The sequence below is a fragment of the Streptomyces sp. NPDC021012 genome (assembly GCF_044333355.1).
Classification (GTDB): Bacteria; Actinomycetota; Actinomycetes; order Streptomycetales; family Streptomycetaceae; genus Streptomyces.
This window is the reverse complement of record NZ_JBIRQU010000006.1, coordinates 153635-176769: the sequence shown is the minus strand read 5'-3', so window position 1 is coordinate 176769 and position 23135 is coordinate 153635. Positions and strand designations below refer to the sequence as shown.

The 23135-nt window shown below is 74.4% G+C and carries 21 protein-coding genes; 5 read left to right on the top strand and 16 right to left on the bottom strand.

Going from position 1 to position 23135, the window contains the following annotated elements:
- Positions 1 to 58 precede the first annotated feature (58 nt).
- Positions 59 to 448 carry a hypothetical protein gene (locus tag ACH4TP_RS21230; RefSeq protein ID WP_398438790.1) on the top strand — a complete coding sequence of 130 codons (390 nt, stop codon included), beginning with the start codon at positions 59 to 61 and terminating at the stop codon, positions 446 to 448.
- Positions 449 to 496: 48 nt separating this feature from the next.
- On the top strand, positions 497 to 1906 hold the full coding sequence (locus tag ACH4TP_RS21225; RefSeq protein WP_398438789.1) for an amidase: 1410 nt from the start codon (positions 497 to 499) through the stop codon (positions 1904 to 1906).
- Here ACH4TP_RS21225 and ACH4TP_RS21220 read toward each other — a convergent pair.
- From ACH4TP_RS21220 to ACH4TP_RS21205, 4 genes are all read right to left on the bottom strand, one after another.
- Entirely contained in the window at positions 1860 to 2330 is a 471-nt protein-coding gene (locus ACH4TP_RS21220) for a hypothetical protein (RefSeq protein ID WP_398438788.1), read from the bottom strand. The genes ACH4TP_RS21225 and ACH4TP_RS21220 overlap by 47 nt on opposite strands.
- Positions 2331 to 2344: 14 nt before the next feature.
- On the bottom strand, positions 2345 to 2866 hold the full coding sequence (locus ACH4TP_RS21215; protein WP_398438787.1) for an RNA polymerase sigma factor: 522 nt from the start codon (positions 2864 to 2866) through the stop codon (positions 2345 to 2347).
- Positions 2853 to 3293 carry a DUF3995 domain-containing protein gene (locus ACH4TP_RS21210; RefSeq protein WP_398438786.1) on the bottom strand — a complete coding sequence of 147 codons (441 nt, stop codon included), beginning with the start codon at positions 3291 to 3293 and terminating at the stop codon, positions 2853 to 2855. The genes ACH4TP_RS21215 and ACH4TP_RS21210 overlap by 14 nt, the downstream gene beginning before the upstream one ends.
- A gap of 753 nt (positions 3294 to 4046) precedes the next feature.
- On the bottom strand, positions 4047 to 4838 hold the full coding sequence (locus ACH4TP_RS21205; protein ID WP_398438785.1) for a DUF2785 domain-containing protein: 792 nt from the start codon (positions 4836 to 4838) through the stop codon (positions 4047 to 4049).
- A 110-nt stretch (positions 4839 to 4948) separates the two neighbouring features.
- Here ACH4TP_RS21205 and ACH4TP_RS21200 point away from each other — a divergent pair, with 110 nt between their 5' ends.
- Both ACH4TP_RS21200 and ACH4TP_RS21195 read left to right on the top strand, forming a co-directional pair.
- Positions 4949 to 7534: a bifunctional serine/threonine protein kinase/MFS transporter gene (locus tag ACH4TP_RS21200; protein ID WP_398438784.1), complete on the top strand. Its 2586-nt coding sequence runs from the start codon at positions 4949 to 4951 to the stop codon at positions 7532 to 7534.
- Between the two features lie 102 nt (positions 7535 to 7636).
- Positions 7637 to 8245, top strand: coding sequence for a hypothetical protein (locus ACH4TP_RS21195; protein WP_398438783.1), 609 nt, complete (start codon positions 7637 to 7639; stop codon positions 8243 to 8245).
- 103 nt (positions 8246 to 8348) lie between these two features.
- On the opposite strand, the gene ACH4TP_RS21190 is transcribed toward ACH4TP_RS21195, so the two are convergent.
- The 9 genes from ACH4TP_RS21190 to ACH4TP_RS21150 all read right to left on the bottom strand — a co-directional run bounded on the left by ACH4TP_RS21190 (position 8349) and on the right by ACH4TP_RS21150 (position 20633).
- Positions 8349 to 9725 (bottom strand): DEAD/DEAH box helicase, encoded by a 1377-nt coding sequence (locus ACH4TP_RS21190; RefSeq protein WP_389226342.1) that lies wholly within the window; start codon positions 9723 to 9725, stop codon positions 8349 to 8351.
- A gap of 94 nt (positions 9726 to 9819) precedes the next feature.
- Positions 9820 to 10023 carry a cold-shock protein gene (locus ACH4TP_RS21185; protein WP_015031667.1) on the bottom strand — a complete coding sequence of 68 codons (204 nt, stop codon included), beginning with the start codon at positions 10021 to 10023 and terminating at the stop codon, positions 9820 to 9822.
- A 144-nt stretch (positions 10024 to 10167) separates the two neighbouring features.
- A complete protein-coding gene (locus ACH4TP_RS21180; protein ID WP_398182442.1) occupies positions 10168 to 10989 on the bottom strand; it encodes a DUF817 domain-containing protein in 822 nt (273 codons plus the stop codon).
- Positions 10990 to 11112: 123 nt separating this feature from the next.
- Positions 11113 to 12558 carry a glyceraldehyde-3-phosphate dehydrogenase gene (locus ACH4TP_RS21175; protein ID WP_389226336.1) on the bottom strand — a complete coding sequence of 482 codons (1446 nt, stop codon included), beginning with the start codon at positions 12556 to 12558 and terminating at the stop codon, positions 11113 to 11115.
- Positions 12559 to 12662: 104 nt separating this feature from the next.
- Positions 12663 to 13304 (bottom strand): GNAT family N-acetyltransferase, encoded by a 642-nt coding sequence (locus ACH4TP_RS21170; protein ID WP_398438782.1) that lies wholly within the window; start codon positions 13302 to 13304, stop codon positions 12663 to 12665.
- Positions 13305 to 13415: 111 nt separating this feature from the next.
- Positions 13416 to 14453 (bottom strand): serine hydrolase domain-containing protein, encoded by a 1038-nt coding sequence (locus ACH4TP_RS21165; RefSeq protein WP_398182448.1) that lies wholly within the window; start codon positions 14451 to 14453, stop codon positions 13416 to 13418.
- 103 nt (positions 14454 to 14556) lie between these two features.
- Positions 14557 to 16314: a VanW family protein gene (locus ACH4TP_RS21160; protein WP_398438960.1), complete on the bottom strand. Its 1758-nt coding sequence runs from the start codon at positions 16312 to 16314 to the stop codon at positions 14557 to 14559.
- A 639-nt stretch (positions 16315 to 16953) separates the two neighbouring features.
- A complete protein-coding gene (locus ACH4TP_RS21155; RefSeq protein ID WP_398438781.1) occupies positions 16954 to 19404 on the bottom strand; it encodes an ATP-binding protein in 2451 nt (816 codons plus the stop codon).
- A 50-nt stretch (positions 19405 to 19454) separates the two neighbouring features.
- The gene (locus ACH4TP_RS21150) at positions 19455 to 20633 is read right to left on the bottom strand and encodes a low temperature requirement protein A (RefSeq protein WP_398438780.1); all 1179 of its coding nucleotides are present in this window, start codon (positions 20631 to 20633) and stop codon (positions 19455 to 19457) included.
- A 133-nt stretch (positions 20634 to 20766) separates the two neighbouring features.
- Between ACH4TP_RS21150 and ACH4TP_RS21145 the strand changes: the two genes are divergently transcribed.
- Complete coding sequence (locus ACH4TP_RS21145; protein ID WP_398188161.1) at positions 20767 to 20988, top strand: hypothetical protein; 222 nt, start codon at positions 20767 to 20769, stop codon at positions 20986 to 20988.
- A 19-nt stretch (positions 20989 to 21007) separates the two neighbouring features.
- Here the strand turns inward: ACH4TP_RS21145 and mscL are convergent, their stop codons facing one another.
- From mscL to ACH4TP_RS21130, 3 genes are all read right to left on the bottom strand, one after another.
- Positions 21008 to 21526 (bottom strand): large conductance mechanosensitive channel protein MscL, encoded by a 519-nt coding sequence (gene mscL / locus ACH4TP_RS21140; RefSeq protein ID WP_398188158.1) that lies wholly within the window; start codon positions 21524 to 21526, stop codon positions 21008 to 21010.
- Positions 21527 to 21640: 114 nt separating this feature from the next.
- Positions 21641 to 22147: a hypothetical protein gene (locus ACH4TP_RS21135; RefSeq protein WP_398188155.1), complete on the bottom strand. Its 507-nt coding sequence runs from the start codon at positions 22145 to 22147 to the stop codon at positions 21641 to 21643.
- Between the two features lie 129 nt (positions 22148 to 22276).
- Positions 22277 to 23122 (bottom strand): S-methyl-5'-thioadenosine phosphorylase, encoded by an 846-nt coding sequence (locus ACH4TP_RS21130; RefSeq protein ID WP_389227635.1) that lies wholly within the window; start codon positions 23120 to 23122, stop codon positions 22277 to 22279.
- Positions 23123 to 23135 lie beyond the last annotated feature (13 nt).

Here is a 23135-nt window from a genome sequence, read left to right as displayed (position 1 = left end):
GCATGCCCATCCGGTCCAGCCCGGCCAGGTGCGGGCACAGCCGGCCCGGGAACTCCCCGTGGGACCGCCCGGACGGCGACGACCAGGCCGCCTCGGCGAGCGAGCGGAGCCGGGGGAGGGCCGCGTACCCGACAACGCCGTCCGCGTCCCGTCCCCCATCGGCGACCCGAAGCCCGCCGCCCCCGGCACCGCCGCCTCCCGCGCCGACCTGACCGGCTACCGCCCGCTCTCCGGCTCCGCCGCCGTCGACGCGGGCCCGGCCGCCACGGGCAACGGCGGCCACGACAGCCTCGGCGCCGCCCTCCCCGTCACCGTCGCCGTCGGCGCCGTCCAGGGCGCGCCGGGAACTGACCGCCACCTGAGGGCCGTTCAGGCGCCTCCGGGTGCGGCGCGGACCGCACCCGGAGGCGATTCGGTCGCCGACCCCTCGCCTGTTACCCGCCGGTAGGCGATGATGAGGGGACGACCATCCACACGGCCGGGGGCTGAGGCAGCGATGACGACTTTCGACGCGAGGACCAGGGTGCACGCCTTCCGGGACGACGCCCTGGGGGAGCACGACGCCGTCGGGCTCGCCGAGGCGATCCGGCGCGGCGAGGTCGGCGCCGCCGAGGCCGCCCGGGACGCGGCCGAGCGGGTGCGGGCCGTCGAGGAGCGGCTCCACGCCGTGCAGACGCACGCGGAGACCCCGGCGCCCGGCACCGGCGGCGTCTTCGCGGGCGTCCCCACCTTCGTCAAGGACAACACCGACCACCAGGGGCTGCCCACCGGCCACGGCAGCGCCGCCTTCACGCCCCGGCCGGCCCGGCGGCACGCGCCGTTCGCCCGGCAGTTCCTGAGCAGCGGCGTCACGGTGCTCGGCAAGACCCGGCTGCCCGAGTTCGGCTTCAGCCCGACCACCGAGTACGAGACCGCCGAACCCGTCCGCAACCCGTGGCACACCGGCCACTCCGCGGGCGGCTCCTCGGGCGGCAGCGCGGCGCTCGTCGCCGCCGGAGCCGTGCCGATCGCCCACGCCAACGACGGCGGCGGCTCCATACGCATACCCGCCGCCTGCTGCGGACTCGTCGGCCTCAAGCCGACCCGGGGCAGGGTCGTGCCGAACGCCCAGAGCCGCCAACTGCCCCTGGACCTCGTCGTCGACGGCGTCGTGACCCGTTCCGTACGGGACACCGCCGCCTTCCTCGCCGCCGCCGAGACGCACTGGCGCAACCCGAAGCTGCCGCCCGTGGGCCTGGTCGAAGGCCCCTCCGGACGGCGCCTGCGCATCGGCTTCCTCCTCGACTCGCCCAACGGCGTCGCCTCCGACACCGCCACCCGCGAGGCCGTCACGGAGACGGCGACGAGGCTCGAACGGCTCGGCCACACCGTGGAGCCGGTCGAGATCGCCGTCGACCCGCGCTTCACCGAGGACTTCCTCACCTACTGGGGGATGCTGTCCTTCCTCCTCGGCGCCACCGGCCGGACCCTCGGCGCCGACTTCGACCGCCGCCGCATGGACGGCCTCAGCCGCGGGCTGCGCGCGACGTACCTGGAGAACTGGCGGCGCACCCCGGGCGTCCTGCGGCGCCTGAAGCGCACCAAGGTGGCGTACGCGGCGGCCTTCCGCGGCCTGGACCTCCTCCTCAGCCCGGTCCTCGCCCACCCCGCCCCGCCGATCGGCCGCCTCGCGCCGACCGTCCCCTACCCCGAGCTCATCGAACGGATCCTCGCGTACGTCGCGTTCACCCCCGTCGACAACGTCGTCGGCACCCCCTCGATCTCCCTCCCGAGCACCCGCGCGACGGACGACGGCCTGCCCGTCGGCGTCATGTTCTCCGGCCGCCCCGGAAGCGAACGCACCCTCCTGGACGTCGCGTTCACCCTGGAGGCGGACCGTCCGTTCCGGCGGATCCAGGACGTGTGAGCCGTTCGGCGAGGCGCGCCATGGCCTGCTCCAGCTCACGGCGCGTCCCGAACGGGACCAGCGCGGCCCGCCCCGGGACCCGGACGCCTCCGGTGAGCGCCACCCGGGTCGAGCCGCCCTCGTCCACCGCCGCCATCCCGATGACCAGGAAGCGGCTCTGCAGCCAGCACCACCCCGGCCGCAGCACCCCGTGGAGACGGGCCCGGAAGCCGTACCGGCTGCGGGCCAGGGCCTCCACCCGGTCGCCGTCCCGGCGCAGCACCCGCACCGACCGCATGTCCGGCTGGAAGGAGCCGAAGCCGCCCTCCAGGTCGCCCATGACGGCCCACACCACGTCCAGCGGCGCGGGCAGCACCCGCTCCACGATCCGCGCGCCCCGGACCCCGGCGCCCATGACCCGCAGCCGCCGCACGTCGTCGATCATCGCCTCTTCCCCGTTCACCCGGACCACGCCTTTCGGAAGCTCTGCCGTGCCCGGTGCAACCGGGACTTCGCCGTACCGGCCGGCACCCCGAGCAGCGCGGCCGCGGACTCCTCGTCCATCCCCTCGACGTCCCGCAGCACAAGGACCGCCCGGTGCGCCGGCGACAACCGGGCCAGGACGTCGCCGATGTCGGCGGCCAGCAGCGGATCGCCCCGCTCCGGCACGTCGGGCAGCTCCGCAGGCCGCGCCCGCGCCGCCCGCCTGGCGACCCGTACCGCCTCCCGTACGGCGATCACCCGCACCCACCCGTACAGCGCCTCCGGCTCCCGCAGCGACCGCAGCGAGGTGAAGACGGCGACCAGGGCCTCCTGGGTGGCGTCCGGCCCGTCGTCGAGGGCGATGGGCCGGCAGATCCGCGCGATGTACGGGGTGAGGTGGTCGAGCAGGTCGTGCAGGGCCAGCGTGTCGCCGCGCCGGGCGGCCCGCACGAGCGCGACGCCCCGGTCGACCGGTCCGGCGGCCTCAGCGGGCGGCACGCAGGGCCGTCCAGCCGAAGACCAGGCTCAGGGGCGTGTAGAGCAGCGCGTTCAGCCACGGGAAGGCCGCCCCGGATCCGTCCCGGCCGATCACGATCCACACCAGACCGGCCGCCCCGCGCAGCAGCATCCCGCCCGCCACGGCATACGTGACGAGGCGCGGGATCCGGCGGCCGCGGACGCCCCGCGCGTGGGCCGCCACGGCGACGGCGGCGCAGCCTTCCAGGACGGCCAGCGGCAGCACCACCGCCGGCCCGAAGGACACGACACCGCCCAGGACCGCGAGCGACAGGCTCCGCTCGTCGGCGGCGGGCCAGGTCAGGCCGGTCGCCCAGTAGACGTGCGCCAGCGCGAGGACGGCGAGCAGCACGGCGACGGCGCGCCCGCCGTCGGCCGCGCGGGGCCGCTCGATGTCGATGACCGCCATGGGGTCCCCTCCGTATCGGGATCGAGATCGGGATCGGGCCGGCGCCGAAGGGCGTCGACACCCGGAGGAGGACCCGCACCGCGCAAAGGTTCCCTGTGATCCAGATCATGTCCGACCGCGCGCCGGCTGTCCGATGCCGACCGCCCGGGCCCACCCCGGCGGCCCGTCCGGTACCTGGTCGGGATCGTGCTCGCGCCACGAACGGGACGACCGGGCGCGGGCGCGCCCGCAGGGCCCCGGCGAAACCGGTGCGCCCCGCCCGGGCGTACGGCCACCGGTCCACGGCGTGGTGGAGTCCGTCCCCCGGCAGTCCCGGGGAGGGAGGTCCGGCGGGCGGGCCGTCGGCTCCGGAGCGCGTGCGCAGTTCACCGGCGCGGCTCGCGTCCCAGAGCGCGAGGCTGATCCGCTGCCCGGAGTCCGCCCAGGCGGGCGCGGTCCGGGCCACCAGACGCACGGGGCCCGGACCGTCGCGGCTCCCGGTGTCGTACCGGGCGAGGGAGACGGTGAGGCCAGGGCGCAGCAGCCCGTCCGGGGCGATCCTCGGCATGTGCCGGCGCAGCAGGTCCGGGGGCGGTCCGGAACTCCTCACGGACCTCCGTGCGCGCGGCGACGCGGCGCTGCTCCGGGGCCTTCGCTTCAGCGGGATTCCATCGGGCTTCCAGCGTGCCGCGCCAGGGTGGGCGCCCTCGGGTCGGCTGCCGCCGTGGGGGCGGCAGCCGGCTCCGGGCCCCGGAGGGCGAGGACCGTCGACGGTCAGCGCTTGACGATCCGGTCGAGGACGGTGGCGACGCCGGACTTGACGGCCTCGCGGTGGGCGAGGGGTTCGGCGGGCCGTTCGGGGGTGGGGCGCACGCCCCGGTCGGCGAGGACGTAGAGCAGGCGCAGGGTGCGCAGGCAGTTGCTGAGGTGGGCGGGCACCGGGGTGCTGAGGCGGTCGGCGCCGAAGCGCTCGGCGATGGGCTCCAGCCAGCCGACGGCTTCGCGTTCGCTCAGGTCGGCGCGGGTGAGGACGCGGGCGACGGCGCGGGCCAGCCGGTCGTCCTCCAGCTGGTCGTAGACGTGGTCGGTGGGCGCCGTCAGGCGTGCGGCGGCGAGGTCCAGCATCCGTACCGGCGCCACCTCGGGGTGCAGGCCGAAGCCGGCGAGCAGGTCCGCGCCGTGCGCGACGGCGTGGAGCCAGCCGAGCGTCGCGTCGTGGCCGCGCAGGTCCCGCTCCGCCGGGTACCAGCGCTCGAACGCGTCCACCCAGCCGGTCCTGAAGTCCCCCGCCGCCACCAGCATGTCGAGCACGAGGGGCGCGAAGGTACGGGCCTCGATCCGCGGGTCGGTGAACCGGGCGGCCATCTCGTCGCCCAGCGCGAGCCGCCGGGGCGCCTCGATCGTCCCCCGGGCGATCCAGGTGGCGAGGACGGCGTAGGGCGCGCCGTCCCGGACCAGCGGATCGGGATCCGCCAGGGCGCGGGACAGCTCGCGGACGAGGCCCTCCATGGGGTGGTCGGCGGGCACGGCGCAGTCGGCGGCCTCGACGGCCATCCAGTCGATCATGAATGGGGATGGTAGGTCCTCGTGGTTGCTGCCCGCATGCGCGTTATGTCCCCGGGAATCGCGGTGAGGTTCCGCCACCCGGCCGCGCTCCCCTCAACTATCTTGCTTTCGTGGACCAGTTGATCACCGAAGATCCGACGCGCATCGGCCCGTACCGCCTCATCGCCCGGCTCGGCGCGGGCGGGATGGGGCTGGTGTACCTCGGCCGGTCCGAAGCCGGACGGACGGTCGCCGTCAAGGTCGTGCAGGCCGAGTACGCCCAGCACCCCGAGTTCCGCCGGCGCTTCGCGCGCGAGGTGGAGGCCGCCCGGCGGGTGGGCGGGGAGTGGACGGCGGCCGTGCTCGACGCCGACACCGAGGCGCCGGTGCCGTGGGTGGCGACCCAGTACATCCCCGGACCCGACCTGACGACCGTGGTGGCGAAGGACTTCGGTCCGCTGCCCGAGCACTCGGTCCGCACCCTCGCCCACCGGCTCGCCGCGGCGCTCGGGTCCGTGCACGCGGCCGGGCTGATCCACCGCGATCTGAAGCCCTCCAACGTCCTCGTGACCGTGGACGGGCCGCGCGTCATCGACTTCGGCATCGCCCGGGCCATGGACGGCCTCGGCGGGGACAGCCTGCACACCCGTACGGGCATGCTGATCGGCTCGCCCGGCTTCATGTCGCCCGAGCAGGTGCGCGGGCTCGAACTCACCCCGGCCAGCGACGTGTTCTGCCTGGGCGCCGTCCTCGTGTACGCCGCCACCGGCCGGCTCCTCTTCGGCGCCACCGACACCGGCCTCAGCGCGCACCTCTTCCGGATCGCGGAGGACGAGCCGGACCTCACGGGCGTGCCGGACTCGCTGCTCGATCTCGTACGGGAGTGCCTGCACAAGGACCCGGCGCGCCGGCCGACCCCCGCCCAGGTGGCGGCGCGCACGGCGGCGGACGGGGCGGGGGAGTGGCTGCCCGGCTCCGTGCTCGCCCAACTCGGCCGTCACGCCGCCCGGTTGCTCGACTTCGCGCCGGAGACGCGGGTGCCGGTCCAGGACCCGCGCATCCCGGCCCAGCACCCCGCACAGCCCCAGCCGCCCTCGCTCCCGCCGCACCCCGCGTACACCCCTACGGCCTCGGCGGGCTTCGGGCCTGCCGCCGGCACCGTGCCGGGCGCGTGGGGCGCTCCCGTCGCCCCCGCCGACCGGCCGGGGGCCTCCCCGCGGCGGTGGGCGGGCCTGGCCGTCGCCGTGGTGGCGCAGTTCCTGGTCCTCGTCGGTTCGGCGAGCACGAACGTGGCGCTGCCGGCCATCCAGGCCGACCTCGGCCTCCCCGTGGACGACCTCGGCGTGTTCTCCTTCGCCTACGGGCTCGCCTTCGGTGCCCTGCTCCTCCTCGGCGGGCACCTCACCGATCTCCTCGGCCGCAAACGGGCGGCGATCATCGGCCTGGCCGGGTTCGCCGCCGCCTCCGTGCTCGGCGGCACGGCCCCGGCCTCCGCCGTGCTCACCACGGCGCAGGCCCTCCAGGGCGGGTTCGCCGCGCTGCTCTCCTCGGCCGCGCTCGCCCTGGTGGCCGGCGGCTTCACCGACCCGAAGGAACGCGGCAGGGCCTTCGGGGCCTATGCCGTGCTCGCCGCCGGCGGCCTCGGCGTCGGCACGTTCGCGGGAGGCTGGCTGGTCCAGAACATGAGCTGGCGCTGGTGCTTCTACGCGGCGGTCCCGCTCGCCCTGATCGCCGTCGTTCCGGCCGTACGGCTGGAGGACGACCGGTCGAGCCGTCCGCCCGCCCGCCTCGACGCACCGGGCCTGCTGCTCGGCACCGGCGCCCTGGCCGCGCTCGTCCTCGGCCTCGACCGGGCCGACGGGGGGTACGGCTCCGGCGGGGGAGGCTGGACCACGCCCCTGACCCTGGTACTCCTGCTCGCCGGCGCGGCCCTCCTGGTGGCCTTCCTGTGGTGGCAGACCTGGACGAACGGCCCGCTCGTCCCGCCGCGGCTCTTCACGGACCGCGACCGCGCCGGCTCCCTCCTGGCCCTGGCCCTCGTCGGCATGAGCACGCCCGTCCTGGGGCTGATCCTGCTCATGTACCTGCAGAGCGGTCTCGGATACACCCCGTCCCAGACCGGTCTCGCCCTGCTGCCCCTGGCCCTCGCAGCCCTCGTCGCCACCCAGCTCTCCGGCGGCCTCCAGGCCCGCCTGGCACCCCGCGGGCTGATCGTGCCCGGCCTGCTCGTCGCGGCGGCCGGCGTCGGAGTCCTGGCCCGCCTCGAAGGTGACAGCTCGTACGCCGCCGTGGTGCTGCCCGGCCTCGTCCTCGTCGGCCTGGGCCTCGGCCTGGCCACGGGGCCGCTGCTCGCCACCGCGACCGGCACGGACGGCCCGCAGGGGGGCTCCGGCGGCCCGGCGGGCATGGTCCTGGCGGTCCAGAGCCTCGGCGGCCGGCTCGCCGTACCGCTGTTCGGCACCCTCCTCGCCTCGGCCGTCTCGGGCCGCCTCGGCGGGGCGGCGGAGCTGCCGCAGCCCCTGGCCCAGGCGGCCCGGAGCGGAATCCTGATCGACCCGCACAGCACCCCGGAATCAGTCTCCCGGCTCGTCGTGCTGGCGAACGGGGCCGTCCTGGAGGGCTACTCCGTCGCCCTCTGGTCCACGGTCGGCCTCCTGCTCCTCGGGAGCCTCCTCACGGGACTGCTGGTCACGGCGGGGGCTCCCGCGCGGGACTGACGCGTCGCGCCGATTGGCCCTTCGGCGACTCCGTGGTGTAGAAAGCCCCGTCGATCAATCATGATCACGACATAGAGCTCTCTCATTCGGGGGAATGGAAGAATGACCTCAACTCGCCGTGTCCTCAGCGCGATCGCGCTCCTCGCCGCGCTGAGCGGCATCGCCGCCTGCGGTCCGGAGGACCCCGACGCCCAGGGCGTGACCGGAGGTTCCGGCACCGGGGCCTCGCCGTCGGCCACGGCGTCCCAGACGTCGGACCCCGGCGAGACCGGAGACGGAGCCCCGGCCGACGACGTCGACGGTGACGGAAAGGGCGGCGACTGCGGCACTCCGCCGACCCTGCCCGCCGGGATCCTGAAGCTGAAGGTCCAGCTCATGCGCGACTCCGGCGGCTTCGAGGCCGCCGAGGCCAAGCCGCACTGCACGCCGAACGACTGGATCTACGGCGCCGACAAGGGGGACCCGACCAAGCACTACGTCCTTCCCCGGAACGTCAAGGCGTATCTGGCCCTCGGCCCCGGCCAGTCGAAGCAGGTCGACCACGAGCAGCTGGCGCTGCACGTCGACCGCTGCCTGGCCGAGGAGATCGGGGCTCCCACCGAGGACTACCCCAAGGTGGAGCCCCCCTACGGCTGCTACGGCAACGTCTACGAGGTCACGCTGAACGCCAAGGGCGAAGTGGCCACGATGAAGGAGATCTGGAGCGTCTGACGGCGTCCGCCGGTCCGGCCGCCGGGAGCCCCGGCTCCCGGTCGGCCCGACGGAGAGAAGCCGTGTCCGGGCCCCCGTCCCCGAGGCGCCCGAAGCCGTCCGCTCAGCCGCCCCGCCGGACCTTCGCCGCCCGGCGGGCCTCGGCCGTCCTGCGGGCCTCGGCGGCGCGGCGGGACTCGTTCTTCGCGCGCCCCGGGCGGCCCGGGACGGTGCCCATGCCCCGGAAGGCGGCGCCGCCGCGCTGGGCGCCCTCCTGGCTCGGCGCGTTCCCGGCGACCGGTACGCCCGAGGGCTTCCGGGCGCCGGTGATGCGGGTCAGCTCGGCCTCGCCGGAGCGGACCCTGGTGACGACGGGCCGGATGCCGGCGTCGGCCATGACCTTGGCCACGTCCCGGCGCTCCTCGGGGGTGACGAGGGTGACGACGACGCCGGACTCCCCGGCACGCGCCGTGCGCCCGCCGCGGTGCAGGTAGTCCTTGCCGTCGGCGGGCGGATCGACGTTGACGACGAGGTCGAGCGCCTCGACGTGGATGCCGCGCGCCGCCACGTCCGTGACGACCAGGACGGGGACCTCGCCGCTCCTGAAGCGCTCCAGGGTCCTGGCCCGCAGCGGCTGCGACTTGCCGCCGTGCAGTGCCGCGGCCCGCACCCCGCTGCCGAGGAGGTGCTTGGCGAAGCGGTCCACGGAGGCCTTGGTGCGCAGGAACATGATCACGCGCCCGTCGCGGGCGGCGATCTCCGTGGCGGTGGCGAACTTGTCGGGGCCGTGCACGTGCAGCACGTGGTGCTCCATCGTGGAGACGGCCGCGGCCGACGGGTCGACGGAGTGCCCGGCCGGGTCCTGGAGGTAGCGCGCGACCAGCTCGTCGACGTCACGGTCGAGCGTGGCCGAGAACAGCAGCCGCTGGCCGCCGCCCGGCACCAGGTCGAGCAGCTCGGTGACCTGCGGCAGGAAGCCCATGTCGGCCATCCGGTCGGCCTCGTCGAGGACGGTGACGGCCACCCGGTCGAGACGGCAGTCCTTGCGCTCGACGAGGTCCATGAGCCGGCCGGGCGTGGCGATCAGCACCTCGGCGCCGTCGCGCAGCGCGGTGGCCTGCCGCCCGATCGACATGCCGCCGACCACGGTGGCCAGGCGCAGCCCCAGCGCGTCGGCGTAGGGAGCGAGGTCGTCGGCGACCTGCTGGGCCAGCTCGCGGGTGGGGACCAGGACCAGGGCGAGCGGCTTGCGGGCCTCGGCCCGGCGCCCGGCGGTGCGGGCGAGCATCGGCAGGCCGAAGGCGAGGGTCTTGCCGGATCCGGTCCGCCCGCGACCGAGGACGTCGCGGCCCGCGAGGGCGTCCGGCAGCGTGGCGGCCTGGATCGGGAAGGGCGCCTCGACACCGCGGCGGGTGAGTTCCGCGAGCAGTGCGGCCGGCAGGCCGAACGCGGCGAAGGTCACGGAGGCCTCGGGGGCGTCCTTGCTGGGCGTGGTGGTCATGCGGCACCTGGTCCGTGGAAAGGGCGGGGAAAAGCGACGGGCCGGGGCCCCCACCGCATGGGTGGGGGCCCCGGCCGCGTCGGACGTGTCAACGTCAGGCGGGGAGGATGTTCTCCGCCTGCGGGCCCTTCTGGCCCTGCGTGACGTCGAAGGTCACCTTCTGGCCTTCCTGGAGCTCACGGAAGCCGGAGGTGGCGATGTTGGAGTAGTGGGCGAACACGTCCGGGCCGCCACCCTCCTGCTCGATGAAGCCGAAGCCCTTTTCCGAGTTGAACCACTTGACGGTGCCGTTGGCCATGTCAGATCTCCTTAACGGGGCGTACCCCTGGGAACCGCACTGTGCGGGTCCCGGTGTCGCCGTGATGATTGCCCCGTCCGGAAAACTGCACCGAAAACACATCAAGTGCCTGACGATGTCGAATCGCCGAAGGCACTTGTCAGTTCATTGGGAACCACGACTGCAACTGAGATCGACTGTAGCACGGCGCGGGCGGTCATGCGGGAAAAATGTCCGATTCATTCGCGCGGCCAGGGTGAACGTGACCGTGACGAGCAGCGCCCAGGCACCGAACTTCGTGAGGGGGACCGGCTGCCAGCCGTCCAACTGGTCCGGATAGCTCCAGGCACCGACGTACGTGGCCGCGTTCTCGGCGACCCAGAGGAAGAAGCCGATCAGGACGAAGGACAGGGCCAGCGGCATCCGGAGGTCGCTCTCGCCGACCCGGAAGCGGACCCAGGTCCCCGCCGTCGCCGCCAGGAGCAGCGCGGCGAGGACCCAGCGGGCGTCGGGCAGCCAGTGGTGGCTGAAGAAGTTCAGGTACACGGCCGCCGCGAGGGCCGCCGTGAGCCGGGGCCGGTAGCCCGTGAGCCGCAGGTCGAACAGGCGCCAGGCCCGGCAGACGTAGCTGCCGAGCGCCGCGTACAGGAACCCGCCGTACAGCGGCACGCCGCCGAACTTGGTCAGGGCGTCCTCCGGGTAGCTCCAGGAGCCCATCCGTACCTTGACCAGCTCGAAGAGCAGGCCGATGGCGTGGCAGCCGGCGATCACGGCGACGTCGCGGCCGGTGTCCCAGCCGAGCCTCCACGCCAGGACGGTGAGCCCGGCGCCGTACAGGAGCAGCAGGTCGTAGCGGGCGACGGGCAGCTCGGGCAGCAGGGCCGAGACGGCTATGCCGCCGACGAGCGCGACGGCGAAGGCGCAGCAGCGCGCCTCCAGGACCGTGAAGCGCAGCAGCTGGCGCGTCCCGTGCGTGAGCGTGTTCATGGCGGGAGGGACGCCGGCGGGCCGTGAGCGGTTCGTCGGGCCCGGTCGCGGCGGAGACGGCGGCGCGCCGCACCCCCCGGACGGGAAGTGCGGCGCGCGGCCGTGCGGGTGCGCCGGCGGAGATCAGACCGCCGGGGCCGGGAAGGTCGGGTACTCCACGCCGGAGACGTGCTGGACGACCCGGATGACCTGGCACGAGTAGCCGAACTCGTTGTCGTACCACAGGTACAGGATCGCGTTGTCGCCGTCGACCTTGGTCGCGCCGGCGTCGACGATGGACGCGTGGCGCGAGCCGACGAAGTCCATCGAGACGGCGTCGGGGGCCGTGGTGAAGTCGATCTGGCGCTTCAGCGGCGAGTGCAGCGAGACGTCGCGGAGGTACTCGAGGACCTCCTCGCGGGTGGTCTCGCGGCCCAGGCGCAGGCTCAGGATGGCGATCGAGACGTCCGGGACGGGGACGCGGATCGAGCTGCCGGTGATCGGCGCCTTCAGGTCGGGCAGCGCCTTGGCCACGGCGGAGGCGGCACCCGTCTCCGTGATGACCATGTTGAGCGGCGCGGAACGGCCGCGGCGGTCGGCCTTGTGGTAGTTGTCCAGGAGGTTCTGGTCGTTCGTGAACGAGTGGACCGTCTCCACGTGGCCGCGCAGCACGCCGTACTCGTCGTCCATGGCCTTCAGCGGCGGGACGATCGCGTTGGTGGTGCAGGAGGCGCAGGAGATGACCTGCTCGTCCGGCTTGATCGTGTCGTGGTTGACGCCGTGCACGATGTTCGGCACGTCACCCTTGCCGGGCGCGGTCAGGACGACCTTGTCGATGCCGGGGCGCAGGTGCTTGGAGAGGCCCTCGCGGTCCCGCCACTTGCCGGTGTTGTCGATCAGGATGGCGTTGTCGATGCCGTACGCCGTGTAGTCGACCTCGGAGGGGTCGTTGGCGTAGATCACCTTGATCGTGTTGCCGTTGGCGACGATGGTGCCGTTCGCCTCGTCGACCGTGATCGTGCCCTGGAACTGGCCGTGGATGGAGTCGCGGCGCAGCAGCGAGGCGCGCTTCACGAGGTCCTGGTCGCCGCCGCCGCGGACGACGATCGCGCGCAGGCGCAGACCGTTGCCGGAGCCGGCCTTCTCGATGAGGAGGCGGGCGACGAGGCGGCCGATGCGGCCGAAGCCGTAGAGGACGACGTCGCGACCGTCACGGCGCTCGACCTTGTTCTCGCCGATGGCGCCGGCGACGGCCTCGGCGGTGAACTCCGCCACCGAGAGACCGCGGTTGTCGGTCTTGTAGTCCGCGGCCAGTACGCCGATGTCGATCTGGCACGGGCCCAGGTCGAGGGTCGTGAGCGTCTCGAGGAAGGGCAGGGTCTCGGTGACCGAGAGCTCCTCGCCGTCGATCTGCCGGGCGAAGCGGTGGGTCTTCAGGATGCTGACCACCGACTTGTTCACCAGGGAGCGGCTGTGGACCAGGACGGTGACGTCCTGCTCCCGGTGCAGCTTCCCGATGATCGGGATCATCGACTCCGCGATCTCCTCGCGGTTCTTCCAACTGGTGAACGAGTCGTCATTGACAGTCACAGAAGTATCTTTCGAGCTAGGCGGCGCTCATATGGTAACCCCGGGCCCACTTGATCGATCAAGGGGTGCCGCACTGTGAGACGGGTCCCACACGCGCCCCCGCGTCAGCGGCCCGCCGCGCGCCGCTCCCGGATCCCGGCCAGGCGCTCTTCGAGGGCCGCCCGGCGCTCGGGCCACTCCTCGGCGATGACCGAGAAGACGGCCGTGTCGCGGAGGCGGCCCTCCTCGCCCGGCACCCAGGACCCGGCCGAGTTCCGCAGGACGCCCTCGAAGCTCGCGCCGACGCCCGCGATCGCGGCCCGCGAGCGGGCGTTGCGGGCATCGGTCCTCAGGTCGACGCGGGCCACGCCCCAGTTCTCGAAGGCATGCCGGAAGAGCAGGTACTTGGCCTCGGCGTTCACCCCGGTGCCCTGCGCGGAGGCCGCGAGCCAGGTGAAGCCGATCTCGATCGCGCACAGGCCCTCCCCGGAGGGCCAGGGGCGCGGGTCCCAGAAGGAGGTGTGGCCGACGATCCGGCCGCTCGCCAGGTCGATCTGCGCGTACGGGGCGAGCCTGCCCTCGGCGGCCCGGCCGAGCTGCGCGTCGACGTACGCCCCGGCCTCCCCCCGCCCCGGCACCCAGGTGTAGCGGTACGAGTCCCGGTTCTCCTCCGCCGCCTGGGCCAGGCCCGCGACGTGGTGGTGCCCCAGCGGCTCCAGGCGGACGAACCCGCCCTCCAGAACCGGTCCTTCCAGCGTGAAACCCATCAGTCCGCACTCCCTGCGCAGGCATCGAGCCGTCGGTGATCCACCGGGCGGACGCAGGGTCGCAGACGCGACGCCGGACGGCACCCCCTTTACCCGAGGGGAAGGCGGGGCCTACCCGTCGGGGAAGGCGAGGGCCCGGAAGCCGTCCCGGACCCGGGCCAGCGGGCCGGGGTCGCGAGTGAGACGGAGCCGGTTGGTGAGCAGGACCGCCCAGCGGCCGCGCGCGGGCGAGACCCACAGGGCCGTGCCGGTGAAGCCGAAGTGCGCCCACACGTCCTCCGCCGGCTCCGTGCCCGGCGCCGGATGCCAGAAAAGGCCGCGCGGGGGGACGAGTCCGCCGGTGTGGACGCGCAGCGACGCGGCGGTCCAGCCGGCGGAGAAGGTGCCGGGCACCGGGTCGAGCAGATGCCGCAGGAACCGTCCGATGTCGGCGGTGGTGGTGAACACGCCCGCGATCCCGCAGGCGCCGCCGAGGAGCCGGGCCGAGAAGTCGTGGACGGTGCCCCGGAGCGGGGCGCCGCTCTCCTCGTCGTACTCGGTGGGCGCGCACCGCTCCCTCACCCGGGCGGGCAGCGGCCCGAACCGGGTCTCCGCCATGGCGAGGGGCGTCCAGACCCGGTCGGCGGCGAGCCGGGGGAGCGGCTGCCGGGTGAGGTGCTCGGCGAGGTAGCCGAGGATCAGCGCCGCCCGGTCGGTGTACGTGACGGCCTCCCCGGGCCGGTGCCGGAGCGGCTCGGCGAGGACGCCGTCGCGGACGTCCTGCGGATCGGAGCCGTACAGGAACCGGAGGTTGGCGCGCAGCGGCAGGCCCGCCGTGTGGGTGAGGAGGTGGTGCGCGGTGGCCCCGGCGAGCGGCCGGCCCGCGGCCTCCGGCCAGTACGAGCCGAGTGGGGCGGCCAGGTCGAGCTTCCCGGCGTCGACGAGGGTGCCGACGACCGCCCAGACGGCGAGGACCTTGGTGAGGCTCGCGACGTCGAAGAGCGTGTCGGGGAGCGTCGGTTCCTCCGGGCGCTCCGGGTCGAGCGGCCCGACCGCCCCGGCCGAGAGGGTCGTACGGGCGTCGCCGACGGCCCATGCGGCGCCGGGGTAGACGCCCGCGCGGGCGGCCTCGCCGAGGAGCCGCTCGAAGGGGTCGCTGCGCTGTGCCAAGGCGTGCCTCCGGCGGTCCGGGGAGGTTCGGGGCGGGCCGGTCGAGGGGCGACGGGCCGCGCTCCGAAGTCATGCCCCGGTCGAACGGGAAGACACCCTTCCGTCAGTGACCGCCGGTCTGCCCCTCGGTGACGGGCTTGCAGGTCACCTCGTCGCGCGGGGTGTAGTGGGTCTTGTACGTCTCCCGCTTGACCTCGACGCCGCCGTTCTTGAAGACGCGGTCCACCGAGATGTCGAAGCCTTCCAGGGGCGGCTGCGGCACACAGGCCTCGCCGGTGCCCTCGCGCTTGGTGGGCTGCGTGATGTTGGTGCGCGGGCCCGCGACGGCCTCCACGGAGTCGTACTTCTTCGTGCCGAGGAAGCTCACGGTGACCGAATGGTCGGTGGCGCTCGCCTTGATGTAGATCGGCTTGCCCGTGTCGTTGCGGAACTTCAGGTCGAGCTGGCCCCAGGCGACGGTCGCCTCCCGGCCGGCCGGGTAGCGCTCGATGTAGAAGGAGTGCGCGCCGTGCTCGACGGGCTGCACCCCCGCGAAGAACATGGCGTTGTACATGGTGGTGGCCATGGCGGACACGCCGCCGCCGGGCGCGGAGCGGTACGAGCCGTCGAGGATCATCGTGCCGTCGACGAAGCCGTTCTCCGGGGTCCGCTCGCCGACCGTCTTGTTGAAGCTCCACACCTCGCCCGGCTGCACCAGGGAGCCGTTGATGAGCTCGGCCGCCCGGCCTATGTTCGTCGTCCGGTACGGGGCGGTGGGGAAGTTCACCGTGAACGTCGACATCTGCTCGGTGATGCCGAGGCGGGCCAGGGAGCCGGAGGACAGCTCGGGCTCGGTGACCCTGGTGGCCACCGGAGCCGTACGGGCCGCGTCGCCGGACTTCGTGAGCAGCGGGCGGACGGCGTCGCCGAGGGCCCTCGCGGTGACCTCGTGGCCCGGCCGGCCCTCCGACTCCACGACGACCTTGCCGTCCCGCACCCCGAGGGACGCCTCCCGCGGCGCGCCCGTCAGCGAGGCGAGGGGGCCCGCCACGTCCGGGTCGCGCAGCAGGGCCTCCTCGTCGAGGGAGGCGGTCAGACGGCCGCCGTCGTTCTTCACCGTGAGGTGGTCGGAGAGGGTGGCGGGGGAGATCCGCAGCCGCTGCTCGCCGGCCGTGAGCGTCACGGGGCCGGAGACGGCGGGCTCGGCGTACGTGTCGAGGAACCGGTTCACCTCGCCGGCGGGCAGCTTCGGCTCGGTCACCGAGACCGGGAGCGTCACCGCGGCGGCGCCCGTGGCCGCCGGGTAGGCCGCGCGCAGGGTCTCGGCGGCCCGCGCGGTGTCCAACTTGCTGCCGGTCACCGGCTGGGTCGCGACGGCCCTGCCGTCCCGGAAGGCCACGGATCCCTCGCGGACCGCCCGGTCGTTCTTCCTGGCCAGCTCCGCCACGGCGGCCCGCGTCTTCGCCTCGTCGTGGGCGAGGACCGGCCGGACCTCCCGCTCACCGGAGGAGAACATCCGCCCGATGACGGTCACGGGGTTCCGCGACGGGTCCGCCGCCAGGTCCGCGGTCTTCGCCACGTCCACGGTCAGCCCGGCCGCCGCCGGCTCCACGGTCGTGGAGCGGTCGCCGACCTTGACGGCTATCGGCGCCTTCCAGGACGCCGGAGCCTCCGCCGTCAGCTTCGCCTCTGCCTCCGCGCGGCTCATCCCCCCGATGTCCACGCCGTCGACCCGCGTCCCCGCGGATATGTCGTCCCCCGTCGCGAGCACCCCCGCCGCATACAACCCCCCCGCGGCCACCGCGACCACACCCGTCGCAATCGCCACCGTCCGAAGACGCGAACGGTGCTCCTTGCGGGGCGTCGGGACATGGCCGGTCATGGAGCGGGACACGCGCTCTCCCTGGGCGTCGGGGAAGGGGGGAACCACACGACGGTACGCCGAAAGAGTGTCTTATGCACATAAGGGCGGTTTGACCTGCGGCGATACGGAGCGCGTTGCCTCGGCCACGAAAAGTGCCTCCCGCACCCGCGCCGAGCAGCGCACTTCGCCCGCGCCCCGTGTGGGCCCCGCCCAGGACTTCGGCCCCGCACCCCTGCTGGGCGGCGCCCCCGCCCGGGCTTCGCCCCCCGCCCGTGTGGGCCGCGCGCCCGGCGGGGCGGTGCCCCCTCCCGGGGCTTCGCCCACGCCCCCGTGCGGTGCCCGCACCCGCCTGGGGCTTCGCCCCCGCCCCGTGTGGGCAATCGTCCCGCTGGGGCGGGACGGGTGGGCACACGGGACGGCGCCCTCTAGCGGCGCCTCCGCGTTCCGAGCCTGAACCCGCACCCCATGTACGGCGCACAACGTGGTGCGGGTCCGGGCTCGGAAGCCTCTGGCGCCGGCAGGGCGCGGGTCCGTTGTGCCCACCCGTTCCGCCCTGCGGAACGATTGCCCACAACGGGGGGGGGTGGGTTCCGCCCCGGCGGAACGATTGCCCACAACGGGGGGCGGCGGGGGCACCGCCCGGCGGTGGGTCGTCGGTCAGGTGGGCAGGCCCGCTTGCCGGGCGGTGGCCGTCGCGCGGGCGAGGTCGGCCGCGGCAGCGGCCTCGTTTCCGGACGCTTCGTGGACGGAGGCGCGGCGGCGGAGGAGGTCCACGATGTCCTCGGCGACGCCGAGTTGCTCGAAGAGGGTGAGGGCCTCGGCGAGCAGGGGGAGGGGGTCGGAGGAGAGGCCGGCCAGGCCTTCGAGGGCTGTGGCGGTGCCCCAGCGTTCTCCGAGTGCCCGGAAGCCGGCGAGGGCTCGGGTGAAGAGGGGTTCCGAGGAGGTCAGGTGGGCGCGGCCGACGAGGGCAAGGGAGTGGGACCAGGGGTCGTCGGCGAGGCGAAGTCCCTCCAGGGGGTCCAGGGGGCCCACGGAGGTCGACCAGAGGAAGGCCGTGTACGGCTGCCGGAGCGGAGTCGTGCGCGTGGCGAGGAACCGCCGGGCGCGGTCGACGTGTTCGCCCTCCCGGAGGCCCGCCGCGAGCACGCACAGCGCGTACTCCTCGCCGAGTTCCGCAGACGGCTCCACCCGGTCCAGGAGTTCCGCGACGGGTGACGCGACCCGGCCCCGGAGGCCGCGGAGCCACCAGTACGGGGTGAGGGCGGAGACCAGGCGCAGGCCTTCCTCCGGGGTGCCGTGACGCAGGGCCGCCCGTAGGTTCGCGTCCTCCGCGTCGAGGAGGGTCAGCCACTCCAGCTGGGCGGGGCCCCGGAGTTCGGGGTCGGCCTTCTCGGCGAGCGCCCGGTAGTACGCGGAGTGGGCGGCGACCGCGGGGTCCCCGTCCGGTAGCTGCTCGGCGGCGTACGCGCGGATCGTCTCCAGCATCCGGTACCGGCCGTCGTCCCGCACCTCCACCAGCGACTTCTCCACGAGCGAGGCCAGTGTGCCCGTGCCCGCCCCGCACACATCGGCCACCGCCTCCGCCGTCGCCCCGCCCCGGAAGACCGAGAGCCGGGCGGCCAGTTCCCGTTCGCCGGGTTCGAGGAGGGACCAGCTCCACTCCACCACCGCCCGCAGTGTGCGGTGCCGCTCCGGCGCCGTGCGGTCCCCGCGCGAAAGGAGCTCGAAACGCTCGCCGAGCCCGTCCGCGAGCTCCTCCACGGACAGGGTCCGCAGCCGGGCCGCCGCCAGTTCGACGGCGAGCGGCAGCCCGTCGAGCCCGGCGCAGAGCTCCGCCACGCGCGCGTGGCCCGTGAATCCGGGCCGTACCGCCGCCGCCCGCCGCACGAACAGCTCCTCCGCCGCCTCGGGCGCCAGCGCGCCCAGCGGCAGCAGTGACTCCCCGGTGATCCCGAGGGCCTCGCGGCTCGTCGTCAGGACCCGCAGCCCCGGGCAGGCGGCGAGCAGGCGCCGTACGAGGAACGCCGTCTCCCCGACGACGTGCTCGCAGTTGTCCACGATCAGCAGCACCGGCCGCCCGGCCAGCGCCGCTTCGAGCCGCGCCGCACCCCGCACCCCGAGCGCCGCCGCGAACGCCTCCACGACCTCGGTGGAAGCGGACACCGCCCCCAGGTCCACGAACCGGACCTCTCCCGGCAGCCCCGCGCCCACCTCCAGCGCGAGCCGCGTCTTGCCCGCGCCGCCCGGGCCCACCAGGGTCACGAGGCGGGCGGCCGCCACCAGGGAGGCCAGCCGCTCCCGCTCCCGCCCGCGGCCCACGAAGTCCGTCAGCGGCGCGGGCAGCGGCGGGAACGCCCGGGCAGCCGCTTCGCCCCGCAGCAGTTCCAGGTGGACGGCGGACAGCTCCGGTGACGGATCGGCCCCCAGCTCCTCGGCCAGGGCCGCCCGCACCCCCTCGTAGGCGGCGAGCGCCTCCGCCTGCCGCCCCGCCGCGCCGAGCGCCCGCATCTGCAGGCCCCGCAGCCGCTCCCGCAGGGGCTGTTCCCGGACCGCCCACTCCAGTTCCCGTACGAGGACCGCCGGGTCGCCGCCGGCCGTCAACTCGGCGGCCGCCCACTCCTCCACCGCGTCGAGCCGCAGCGCGTCGAGCCGGGCCGCCTGGGCCGCCGCGAACGGCGCCTCCCGTACGTCGGCCAGCGCCGGCCCCCGCCAGAGCCCGAGCGCCTCCCGCAGCAGGGCGGCCGCGCGCGCGGGGTCGCCCGCTCCGGCGGCCCGCGCGCCGTCCCGGGCGAGCGCCTCGAACCGCAGGACGTCCACGTCCGTCGAGGGGTCCCCGACGACCAGCCGGTACCCGCCGGGCGTGAACTCCACCGCCACGCCCGCCGGAAGGATCCGGCGCAGCCGCGAGACCTGGGCCTGGAGCGCGCCCTGGACGCCGGCCGGCGGCTCGTCCCCGTACAGCCCGTCGACGAGCCGCTCCACCGGCACGGTCCGGCCCGCGTCGAGGAGGAGCCGGGCGAGCAGGGCACGGACCTTGGGGCCGCCGGCAGGCCCGGCAGGTCCGGCCGTGCCGGGCAGGGTGAGTGGCCCGAGGAGGCGGAAGATCATGGGCGGGATTGTGTCCCGGGGGACGGCGGGTCCTCCAGCCCCGGGGACGGTCAGACCGCCTCCCGCGCGCGCGTGGCCGGGTTGCGGGCGGTCAGGGTGACGCCGACGGCGACCGTGGCGGCCGCGACGAGCCCGGCCGCCGGGACCGCCCAGTGGCCCGCGAACGAGCACATCAGGATCGCGAACGACGCCACCGGCAGGACCAGTTGCTGGGCGATGCCGACCTTGAAGTAGCGGGCGTGCAGCAGCCACACCGACAGCAGGAACACGGCCGAGGGGATCGTCACGGCGGCGGAGGCGGCGAGCGTGGAGACGTGGGCCTTGCCCACGGCCTGTTCGACGGAGATCTCCAGGCCCGCGCCGACGGCGGCGGCCGACGCGAAGATCACGTAGTGGCCGTAGCCCCACAGGAAGCCCTGGCGGCTGGAGGTCAGCCGGTCGTGGGCGGGCACGACGAAGTAGATCCACCAGGCGGCGAAGACGAGCAGCAGACCGCCGGCGGCGATCGGGAGGACCTCCCCGAGGGCGTCGTTCTCGATGATGCCCGTCTTCACGGCGACGGTCGCGGCGGCGACGGTCTCGCCGAGCACGATGATCGTGAACAGGCCGTACCGCTCGGCGATGTGGTGCGGGTGCCAGGCGCTGGGGGCGTCCTTCTCCGCGTACACCGGGACGGCGATCTCGGCGAGCGCCATGACCAGGAAGACCCACGGGCGGGCCGGCTCGGGCGCGAGGACCAGCGCGAGCCAGCCGATCTGGACGGTGAGGACCCCGCCCGCGTACCGGCGGCACATCCGCCGCTCGGCCGGGTCGGTGGCGTGATGGGCGGCGCGCAGCCACTGCGAGGCCATCGCGAGGCGCATCACGACGTACCCGATGTAGACGACGAGGAAGTCGTGCTCCTCGAAGGCGCGCGAGACACCGGCGGCGAGGACGAGCACGCCGGCGATCTGGATGAGGGTGACGACGCGGTAGAGGACGTCGTCGTTGTCGTAGGCGGAGGCGAACCAGGAGAAGTTCATCCAGGCCCACCAGATCGCGAAGAAGACCATCGCGTAGTTGACGATGCCCTGGCCCGCGTGGCCTTCGGCGACCGCATGGACGAGCTCGGCGCCGGCCTGGGCGACGGCCACGACGAAACACAGGTCGAAGAAGAGCTCCAGGGACGTGGCGACCCGGTGCGACTCCTCGCGGGAGCGGGCGGTGAGGGGCAGAAACGGTTGTGTCATGTGCACTAGCACAGCAGAGCGCGCGACGGGCCCGCCCCCGTGCCACGCCCGGCCCCCCGGCGGATGCGGCGATCCCCGGATCCGGCGCCCCGGTCCCGGTACCGGGGCGGGTGACCGGGCGTAGTCTGGAGAGATGAGCACCGCCCCCGCCCACGGCCCGCGAGACGCGAAGCGGCCCGGCATGTCATCCAGCCCCGAGAACAGTCCGAAGCCGGCACTCGTCTTCGACGATCCGCTGGACCAGCAATCCGCGGACGACACGGACCGCGGGTGGGGCGAGCGGCCTCCGGCCGGCGGCGACAGCGCCGCCGACCTCGCGCGCTTCCTCGACGAGAAGCCGCCGCACCACCTCTGAAACCGGCGCGCTCCGCCGGTCAGGAGGTGGAGTGCGCCCCGGCGCTGCCACCGCCGACGACCCCGGGGGCCGGGTGCGTGTTGTTCACGTGGCCGCGCTGGGAGACCAGGTGGTCGCGGATCTCCTTGAGCACCTCCAGCTCGCTGACCTCCATGACCTCCTCGACGCCTTCCTTGGCCTTCTCCTGCTGGGCCCGCTTGGCGAGGATCTTCGCCATCGGCAGGACCATGAGGAAGTAGACGACGGCCGCGGTGATCACGAAGCTCAGCACCGCGCTGAGGACCAGGCCCCACTGGATCTGGATGCCCTGCATCTCCCCGTCGACCATCTTGCAGGGGTCCTTGAGGCAGGAGGCGTAGCCCTCCAGGTCCTTCGTGCCGAAGGCGCCGACGATCGGGTTGATGATGCCCTTGACCACCGAGTTCACGATGTTCGTGAACGCGGCACCGATGACGACGGCCACCGCCAGGTCGATCACGTTGCCGCGCATCAGGAAGGCCTTGAAGCCTCCCAGCAAACTTTCCTTCTTCTCGGCCACCGAGGTGCCTTTCGTCGCGTGTACCGCTGTGTGCGGAGCCATTAGGCCGTGAACGGCGCAGAGGCGTCCAATCCGTACACACGGGACGGTGACTTGACAGCGTGTCAGTGCGAATCAGCACACCGTCACCGCCAGTTGGGACGTGACACCGGCACCTGCCAGCGCCGCCGCCGTCGGCCTCGGCACGGACAGGACGACGAGCGCCCCTCCGTCCGGACGGGTCTCGTCCGGCCGTGGAACCTCGGCCACCCGGGCGCCCGTCGCCACCACCCGCGCCCCACCCTCCCCGCCGAGCGGCGAGTCGGGCGCGGCGATCACGTCGACCCGGTCGCCGGGCCGCAGCAGCCGCACGGTCGCCGCGTCGGCGATCCGTACCGGCGCGGACACCAGGGGGACGGCGGCGGGCGGCCGCGCGCGGGCGGGCAGCGGTTCCGCGCCGGAGGAAACCGGCCCCGTGTTCGCGACGGCCAGCGCGCCCGCCGTCAGGGCCAGCAGCAGCGCCGGGGCGCGCCGCCCCCGCCGGAGCGCCCTGCGCAGCCGGTGCCGGGCGCCCCGCACCCGTAGCGGCTCGAAGGGCGGCACCGTACAGGGCGCGGGGACGGAGGAAGAGGTGATCGGCATGCGGAGTACCGCCTGTTCGGGTCGGGAGCGCGGGAACGACGCGTCCACTCTCCCGACTCCGCCCCCACCCCGCTCCCGCCTGGGGATCACCCCGCGCCTGTGGACAACTCCCTCACGCTCCGGAGTGGTTTACGGCAGCTCGATCCCCAGGTCCCAGCCCTCGTGCGCCCGCAGGCACAGGCAGTCCCGGTCCGCCGTCGCCGGCAGGGCCCCCACCGCGTCGAACAGCACCTCCCGCAGCCGTCCCACGTTCTCGCCGAAGACCCGCAGCACCTCGGTGTGGGAGACGCCCTCGCCGGTCTCGGCGCCCGCGTCCAGGTCGGTGACGAGGGCGAGCGAGGTGTAGCAGAGGCCCAGCTCGCGGGCGAGGACGGCCTCGGGGTGCCCGGTCATGCCGACGACGGACCAGCCGGCGGCGGCGTGCCACCGCGACTCGGCGCGGGTGGAGAAGCGGGGGCCCTCGACGACGACCATCGTGCCGCCGTCGACCGGCTCCCAGCCCCGCCCCCGCGCGGCCTTGACCGCGACCCGCCGCCCGTCGGGGCAGTAGGGGTCGGCGAAGGTCACGTGGACGACGTTCGGCACGGCGCCGTCGGCCCGCCGCTCCCCGTCGAAGTAGGTCTGCGCCCGGGTCTTCGTCCGGTCGACGAGCTGGTCGGGCACGACGAGCGTGCCGGGCCCGTACTCCTCGCGCAGTCCGCCGACGGCGCAGGGTCCGAGGACCTGCCGTACGCCCAGGGAGCGCAGCGCCCAGAGGTTGGCGCGGTAGTTGATCCGGTGCGGGGGGACGGTGTGGCCGCGGCCGTGCCGGGGCAGGAAGGCGACCTGCCGGCCGGCGATCTCGCCGAGGAAGAGGGAGTCGCTGGGGCTGCCGTACGGGGTGTCGACGGACACCTCCGTGACGTCCTCCAGGAACGAGTAGAAGCCGGAGCCGCCGATCACGCCGATGTCCGCGTACGCGTCATGGTTCGCCATGCCGGTCACCCTA

Excerpts from the sequence above, each read along its gene's own strand:
- ACH4TP_RS21225 (WP_398438789.1), top strand. The coding sequence starts at position 497 with ATGACGACTTTCGACGCGAGGACCAGGGTGCACGCCTTCCGGGACGAC.
- ACH4TP_RS21220 (WP_398438788.1), bottom strand. The coding sequence starts at position 2,330 with ATGATCGACGACGTGCGGCGGCTGCGGGTCATGGGCGCCGGGGTCCGG.
- ACH4TP_RS21210 (WP_398438786.1), bottom strand. The coding sequence starts at position 3,293 with ATGGCGGTCATCGACATCGAGCGGCCCCGCGCGGCCGACGGCGGGCGC.
- ACH4TP_RS21205 (WP_398438785.1), bottom strand. The coding sequence starts at position 4,838 with ATGATCGACTGGATGGCCGTCGAGGCCGCCGACTGCGCCGTGCCCGCC.
- ACH4TP_RS21195 (WP_398438783.1), top strand. The coding sequence starts at position 7,637 with ATGACCTCAACTCGCCGTGTCCTCAGCGCGATCGCGCTCCTCGCCGCG.
- ACH4TP_RS21190 (WP_389226342.1), bottom strand. The coding sequence starts at position 9,725 with ATGACCACCACGCCCAGCAAGGACGCCCCCGAGGCCTCCGTGACCTTC.
- ACH4TP_RS21185 (WP_015031667.1), bottom strand. The coding sequence starts at position 10,023 with ATGGCCAACGGCACCGTCAAGTGGTTCAACTCGGAAAAGGGCTTCGGC.
- ACH4TP_RS21180 (WP_398182442.1), bottom strand. The coding sequence starts at position 10,989 with ATGAACACGCTCACGCACGGGACGCGCCAGCTGCTGCGCTTCACGGTC.
- ACH4TP_RS21170 (WP_398438782.1), bottom strand. The coding sequence starts at position 13,304 with ATGGGTTTCACGCTGGAAGGACCGGTTCTGGAGGGCGGGTTCGTCCGC.
- ACH4TP_RS21160 (WP_398438960.1), bottom strand. The coding sequence starts at position 16,314 with ATGACCGGCCATGTCCCGACGCCCCGCAAGGAGCACCGTTCGCGTCTT.
- ACH4TP_RS21155 (WP_398438781.1), bottom strand. The coding sequence starts at position 19,404 with ATGATCTTCCGCCTCCTCGGGCCACTCACCCTGCCCGGCACGGCCGGA.
- ACH4TP_RS21150 (WP_398438780.1), bottom strand. The coding sequence starts at position 20,633 with ATGACACAACCGTTTCTGCCCCTCACCGCCCGCTCCCGCGAGGAGTCG.
- ACH4TP_RS21145 (WP_398188161.1), top strand. The coding sequence starts at position 20,767 with ATGAGCACCGCCCCCGCCCACGGCCCGCGAGACGCGAAGCGGCCCGGC.
- ACH4TP_RS21135 (WP_398188155.1), bottom strand. The coding sequence starts at position 22,147 with ATGCCGATCACCTCTTCCTCCGTCCCCGCGCCCTGTACGGTGCCGCCC.
- ACH4TP_RS21130 (WP_389227635.1), bottom strand. The coding sequence starts at position 23,122 with ATGGCGAACCATGACGCGTACGCGGACATCGGCGTGATCGGCGGCTCC.